Annotated in this window: 4 protein-coding genes; 1 reads left to right on the plus strand and 3 read right to left on the minus strand. The window is 46.1% G+C overall.

Annotated elements, in window-relative coordinates; translation table 11 throughout:
* Window positions 1-115 precede the first annotated feature (115 nt).
* Window positions 116-3517: a filamentous hemagglutinin N-terminal domain-containing protein gene (locus F6K57_RS34275; RefSeq protein ID WP_293072382.1), complete on the plus strand. Its 3402-nt coding sequence runs from the start codon at window positions 116-118 to the stop codon at window positions 3515-3517.
* Here F6K57_RS34275 and F6K57_RS34280 read toward each other — a convergent pair.
* The 3 genes from F6K57_RS34280 to F6K57_RS34290 form a co-directional block, all read right to left on the minus strand.
* A complete protein-coding gene (locus F6K57_RS34280) occupies window positions 3466-3789 on the minus strand; it encodes a hypothetical protein (RefSeq protein WP_293072384.1) in 324 nt (107 codons plus the stop codon). The genes F6K57_RS34275 and F6K57_RS34280 overlap by 52 nt on opposite strands.
* A gap of 486 nt (window positions 3790-4275) precedes the next feature.
* Window positions 4276-4482: a hypothetical protein gene (locus F6K57_RS34285; protein ID WP_293020159.1), complete on the minus strand. Its 207-nt coding sequence runs from the start codon at window positions 4480-4482 to the stop codon at window positions 4276-4278.
* A 196-nt stretch (window positions 4483-4678) separates the two neighbouring features.
* Entirely contained in the window at window positions 4679-6043 is a 1365-nt protein-coding gene (locus F6K57_RS34290) for a DNA cytosine methyltransferase (protein WP_293072386.1), read from the minus strand.
* Window positions 6044-6573: the final 530 nt, after the last annotated feature.

The raw sequence follows: 6573 nt of genomic DNA on the forward strand, positions 1-6573 counted from the left end.
TTGGGCGGCATCTTGGATCGTCGCTTTAACGGTTTCATCTAGCATCTTTTATCCTCAGAACAAGTCCTCAATTATGCTCATGTTGGTTCCTTAAATTAACTGGTAGTCTATTTATTTGCAAGTCCCTAAGGTCAGTTCTGTAGTAACACCCAATGTGACTATTAATGGTGCCCTGGCAGATTTGATAGAAGGTGGAGCGATTAGAGACAGTAATCTCTTCCACAGCTTTTCGGATTTCAATGTGGCCGAGTTTGGGCGAGTTTATTTTGCGAATCCAGCAGGAGTTGCCAACATCCTGAGTCGGGTAACTGGAACAAATGTTTCTAATATTTTGGGGACTCTGGGAGTATTGGGAAATGCTAATTTATTTTTGATAAATCCCAATGGTATTGTATTCGGGTCCAATAGCAGACTCGATCTGGGAGGCTCATTTTTTGGGAGTACTGCTGATAGTATATTGTTTGACGATGGCACAGTATTCAGCGCAAAAAATCCCAATGATAAACCGTTATTAACTATTAATATTCCATCTGGGTTGCAATATGGCTCAAATCCCGGAAGTATTACTAATCAGTCTAGTCTGTTTTTGGTACCAAATGGTCAAACCTTAGGGCTGATTGGTGGTGAGGTTACTATTCCTGGTGGTTTGATAGCTGCATTGGATGGACGGATTGAGCTGGGGAGTGTGGGTAATGGTGTGGTGAACTTGACCCCAACCGATACTAGTTTTGTGTTGGATTATTCAGCAGTTCCAGCGTTTCAGGATATTAGTTTGTCTGACGGTGCTTTTGTTATTACCAGTGGCGAAAGTGGTGGCAGTATCCAGGTGCAGGGAGCTAATGTGAGTTTACGCGATCGCTCTTTTGTGTTTGCGAATACTGAAGGGGGTGGCAGTGGCGGTGGGATAGAGGTTCGAGCTTCTCAGTTGAGTCTTGAGGATGGTTCTATTATAGGTGCTAATGTATCCGGCTCAGGACAGGGGGGAGATTTGACAGTGGATGCCACTGAATCTGTGCGAGTGGTTGGTGCGTCTGATGGTACTCGCAGCCTCTTGGGAGCCCTAGTTCTTCCAGGAGCAACAGGAAAAGCGGGAGATGTGAGTATTACCACTGGGCAGTTAATGGTCTCTGATGGAGCACAAGTTTCAGCTAGCACTTTTGGTGAAGGGGACAGCGGAAATTTGACAGTGGATGCGGACTCTACTGTTCAAGTGATTGGTACTTCAGCTAATGGTCAGTTGCCCAGCGGCTTGTTTGCTCTAAGTTCTGGGATAGGAAAAGCGGGAGATGTCAGTATTACCACTGGGGAGTTAATCGTCTCTGATGGAGCATTTGTTTCAGTTAGCACTTTGGGTGAAAGGGACGGCGGAAATTTGACTGTGGATGCCTCTTCTAAGGTTCAAGTGATTGGTACCTCAGCCGATGGTAGGATTCCCAGCGGCTTGTTTGCTCTAACTTCTGGGATAGGAAAAGGGGGAAATGTCAGTATTACCACTGGGGAGTTAATCGTCTCTGATGGAGCAGTTTTTGATGCTAGCACAAGGGGTGAAGGGGACGGCGGAAATTTGACTGTGGATGCCTCTTCCAAGGTTCAAGTGATGGGTACCTCAGCCGATGGTCGGTCTCGCAGCGGCTTGCTTGCTCTAACTTCTGGGATAGGAAAAGGGGGAGATGTCAGTATTACCACTGGGGAGTTAATCGTCTCTGATGGAGCAGTTGTTAATGCTAGCACTATTGGTCAAGGGGACGCCGGAAATGTGACAGTGGATGCCTCTGAATCTTTTCAACTGATTGGTACCTCAGCAGATGGTGGGTTTACCAGCCGCTTGTTTACTCAAACTGAAGGGATAGGAAAAGCAGGAAATGTGAGTATTGCCACTGGGCAGTTAATGGTATCTGATGGAGCAGCGGTTTCAGCTAGTACTTTTGGTGAAGGGGACGGGGGAGATTTGACTGTGAATGCCGACTCTACGGTTCAAGTGATTGGTACCTCAGCCGATGGTCGGATTGGCAGCAGCTTGCGTACTCAAACTCAAGGGACAGGAAATGCGGGAGAGTTAAATATTACCACTGGGCAATTAATTGTATCTGATGGAGCACAAGTTTCAGCTGCCACTGTTGGTGAAGGGGATGGGGGAAATTTGACTGTGGATGCCTCTGAATCTGTTCAACTGATTGGTACCTCAGCCGATGGCAGGATTTCCAGCGGCTTGTTTACTCAAACTGAAGGGATAGGAAATGCGCAAAATTTGAGTATTAACACTGGGCAATTAATTGTATCTGATGGAGCACAAGTTTCAGCTGGCACTTTTGGTGAAGGGAATGGGGGAGATTTGAATGTGAATACTTCCTCTACGGTTCAAGTGATTGGTACCTCAGCTGATGGTCGGCGTCTCAGTCGCTTGTCTACTCAAACTCAAGGGAAAGGAAAAGCGGGAGATCTCAATATTACCACTGGCAAGTTAATTCTCAAAGATGGAGCACAAGTTTCAGCTGCCACTTTTGGTCAAGGGGACGGGGGAAATGTGACTGTCAATGCCTCCTCTAGTGTTCAAATCATTGGTACTAGTACCTCAGCCGATGGTGAGTTTCCCAGCGGCTTGTTTACTCTAACTGAAGGCACAGGAAATGCCGGAGAGTTGTTGAATATTACCACTGACAAGTTAATAATCTCTGATGGAGCAGAAGTTAGTGCTAGAAGTTTTGAACAGAGAACTTCAGCAGGCAAGGTAGAGATTAATGCTAACTCCATCTTCCTTGACAACAAAGGAATCATCACAGCAGAAACAGCAGGACAAGAAGGCAATATTATCCTAGAAGCTGGTGACATCCGACTCCTCAACGAAAGCAAAATTAATACTGACGCCCAGAATACCGATGGGGGCAATATATTTATTGATACTGATACCCTAGTCGGTCTGGGAAATAGCGACATTACCGCCAATGCTGAAGAAGGTCGAGGAGGTCGTGTTGAGATTAATGCCCAAGGCATCTTTGGCTTAGAGTTTCGCGACCGTCTCACTCCAGACAATGACATCACTTCCACCTCCAACCTTGGCTCATCCTTCAACGGTGACGTAATCCTCAACATCTCACAGGTAGACCCCACCTCAGGCTTAACCGAATTGCCAGGAAGCCCTGTAGATGCAGAAGCGATCCTGGCCAATGACCTTTGTGGCTTTGAGAATAATCGGATTGCTGGCGGGAGTTCCTTTTTCATTACCGGAAAAGGGGGTTTACCACCGACTCCAGAAGATCCGGTGATTAATGCCCACAGAACAGTGGGGTGGCGAACTCGTCCTGGCTTAGCCAGCACCAGCAGACAACGATTACAGCAGCAACCTTCAGTAACACAGCCTCAACCTCCCCAAGAAAAAAAAGTGATTATCGAAGCCCAAGGCTGGGTAACAGCAAAGGATGGCACGATTATTCTGACCGCCCATCCGTTTAGGGGTACTCCTGTTGATCAGATATTGCCCAATCTTGATTGCCATTCGGGAGTAGGGAGTAGGGAGTAGGCAGTAGGGAGTAGGTAATCGGGAATCGGTAGAACGGGCAAGATGCCAGTATCCTGCCTTGGGAATCGGTGGAACTGGCATCTTGCCAGTATCCCGCCTTGGGAATCGGTGGAACGGGCATCTTTTGTGGAACGGGCATCTTTTGTGGAACGGGCATCTTTTGTGGAACGGGCATCTTTTGTGGAACGGGCATCTTTTGTGGAACGGGCATCTTTTGTGGAACGGGCATCTTGCCCGTTACAATTATCCGGCAGGCAGGATGCCCACCCCACTGATATTCATCCCTCGATTCAGCAATGCCAAGAAAAGTTGCACCTGGCTGACAATACACGATCAGCCAGAGTTCAATGCAACTATCAACTCACAAAAGATTATAATAACAAAAACTGAGATAAACACTGATCTCTTTTAGATCTAGGTAGTCATGCTTTACTAGCAGATGGGTTGATCGGGTGCTCAGGTGCTCGGAAAAATTTGTATTAAGAGTAATTATGCGGAGATGATATAATTCCAGGTTGGGGGTTGTTTGATATTATGTCCGGATAATTAGTGATAAAAAACCTTCTGGGATTAAACCTTACTCCTTTACTTCAGCATAGCTGCTTTCTGCCTTCGATTCGGCGCAAGCGTGTAAGTATTCAACCGCACATGATATCACTTGCTGCCGACCACAGGTTTAAGAGCGCACAGGGTTCGGGCGCAAGGGAAGCGCCCCTAGAATTGATTGGTTTGACCCTCATGATCAGAAGTGATATAGTTTATTCCACTACTCGAATCAATCCACGGTTCAAACCGTCATAAATCTCTTGGACTAGGGTTTGCTCTTCTAGTGAAAGTGATGCCTTGGCTAGTAAAGCTGACATAAAGAGCTGTTGGTCAATGCGGGTAATTTGGCGCATATGAATAATACGCTTAGCTATGTGCTGCACTGGGAATTTGGGGAAGATCACTTGAGAGGGTTTCATGGGCTCCACATAATCTCTGTAATTTTAACTATCGGCAATTTTGAAGAGATAGTCTGTGAGAGAGAGTCCTAGCTAGTAGTGATTCGAGATCAAAATTTGTGGTGATGGGATAGGGGTTAACCTGTGATCTGAGTTACAACGATGGCAGACTAGTAGCCGATCAGCGTTGACGGTCGTGATATACAGCATGTTGATTCTAGGAGAAGAGAACGATCGGAGATGGGAAGCAGCAGACTAAAAAAGGAATAAATATCACTATAGTCCAATACTTAGATGCCTGGAACTGTCTAAAGGCTAATAATTTCGTATCTGAGAGCTTGATAGTTGTGGTTGGCACTGATGGTTCAAGGGCCAAGGCTGTCATAATTTGTTTACCCAAAACCCGTCCTAATCGTGGTGGTACAGCATTACCGACCTGTCGAAATCCATGCCATTTGGTCTGGTGGAAGCGAAACCAATCTGGAAATGAGTGCAGTCTAGCGGCCTCTCGCACCGAGATGACCCGTGGATAATCAGGATGAATGGGGCGAGGAGAGGTGTAGCGACCGTTTTTATAACCAGTACCTGCTCTTAGGGTATGGCATGGTTGATCCCAGTGTAAGCGTCGTAAGCGACTGGTAGTATCTACCTCGCCCATGGGTGTGTTTCTAAACCGCTCAATAGAGGCTTCCGTGTGCTGGGTTTGCAGGGAACTGGTCAATAGTTGAGGATTCCACTGGCGGGGATAGGCAAAGTTACCAGGATCGGTGATTATATCCCTTAACTTTTCTACATAGGGCATGGCTAAGGCTTGGAGCAGGTCTAGCTGTTCTGGTGTTAGTTCAACACAATCGGTTTTCTGGAGTTCGGGAAAATCATCTAAGTTAGGCAAGTCTGCGATCGCATCCTTAACAGTTACCCATTGGTGAGAGCCTAGTTCTGAGTCAGGATAAGCCACTGGTGTTTCCCCAAGCCTAGAACCCAGTAAAAACAACCGCCGCCGTTTTTGAGGCACGCCAAAATCTGCTGCATTCAAGACCTTGACTGGCTCAGTTATCGTGTATCCAGCTGCTTTAAAGTCACTGATTAGCTGCTCGAACAGGTGTTGGTATTTGTTCTGAGCTAAGCCTGGAACATTCTCCATCACAAAGTAGCGTGGTTGCAGTTCTTTGACCAAACGGCAGAACTCAAACACTAAATTATTGCGTACATCATCTACTTGACGCTTACCGATCAAGGAGAATCCCTGACAAGGGGGTCCACCAATCACTAGATCAATGACTAGATCAATGGTAGAAACCTTCGATGAAACCTCTGTACAGTCTTGATTACAGTCTTGGTTTTGCCCCCTTTCAGTTGCCCACTCCCTCAGGGCTTTCTGAATTTCCTGACCAGACAGGGTAGTAATGTCGGTACATAAAACCTTGGTTTGGGGGGAATTGAAGGCATACACTGCCCCATGAATTGGGTCTTGTTCAACGGCGAGGGCAACATCAAACCCCGCCTGCTCAATCCCTAGGGAGAAACCACCAGCACCAGCAAATAAATCAACGGCTAACGGTCGATGAGGGAAATTGGCCATGCCGTTTATGGTAATCTAATTTTATTGCGCTGCACGCTTCGGAACAGGGAACAGGGAATAGGTAATGAAAAAGCTTGTCACATCGCGCTGCATAGACAATAGGCCAATTAAATGGACACTTGCTTATCTATAATGGTTGATCAGTAAGAAAACACTATTGTCTACCATACCTTAGTTAGTGCTCTTTTTTACGATTCACATTAATGTCGCGACTAGTAATAGCAATCCGTTTAGGAATTGTGATAATTTTGATTCCATATTCCCTACTCCCTAAGGGTGGATCTCAATGGATGCAAAAACACTCATAAAAATAGAATTATAATATCATGTTGTAACAATTACCCTTAATAAAAATCTCCCCATCTCCCCATCTCCCCATCTCCCCATCTCCCCATCTCCCCATCTCCCTACTCCCTACTCCCTACTCCCTACTCCCTACTCCCTTTCCTAAAGTGCTGATGCCAATTTTAAAATCCTCATTTTTCTGGTTTTTCTGCTTTACGGTAATTTTCCTGCTATCCCAAGATTTC

It is taken from the genome of Moorena sp. SIO4A5 (genome assembly GCF_010672005.1).
Classification (GTDB): Bacteria; Cyanobacteriota; Cyanobacteriia; order Cyanobacteriales; family Coleofasciculaceae; genus Moorena.